Origin of the sequence: Ruminococcus sp. AM26-12LB (assembly GCF_003480785.1) — a bacterium.
Taxonomy (GTDB): Bacteria; Bacillota; Clostridia; order Lachnospirales; family Lachnospiraceae; genus Blautia_A; species Blautia_A fusiformis.
On the sequence record NZ_QUJX01000041.1, the window covers coordinates 1 to 509 of the forward strand.

General features: G+C 56.2%; 1 rRNA gene (running past one end of the window). It reads right to left on the reverse strand.

The features are described from left to right. Positions 1–9 precede the first annotated feature (9 nt). Positions 10–509, reverse strand: a 16S ribosomal RNA gene (locus tag DW694_RS16670) (its annotated part continues 846 nt past the right edge of the window); the annotation flags it as partial.

Below are 509 nucleotides of genomic sequence, written 5' to 3' on the forward strand. Positions count from 1 at the left end.
TTTCCTTAGAAAGGAGGTGATCCAGCCGCACCTTCCGATACGGCTACCTTGTTACGACTTCACCCCAGTCATCGGTCCCGCCTTCGGCAGCTCCTTCCTTGCGGTTAGGTCACTGACTTCGGGCGTTACTGACTCCCATGGTGTGACGGGCGGTGTGTACAAGACCCGGGAACGTATTCACCGCGGCATTCTGATCCGCGATTACTAGCGATTCCAGCTTCGTGTAGTCGGGTTGCAGACTACAGTCCGAACTGGGACGTTATTTTTGGGATTTGCCCACCCTCGCAGGTTCGCTTCCCTTTGTTTACGCCATTGTAGCACGTGTGTAGCCCAAATCATAAGGGGCATGATGATTTGACGTCATCCCCGCCTTCCTCCAGGTTATCCCTGGCAGTCTCCTCAGAGTGCCCGGCCGAACCGCTGGCTACTGGGGATAGGGGTTGCGCTCGTTGCGGGACTTAACCCAACATCTCACGACACGAGCTGACGACAACCATGCACCACCTGTC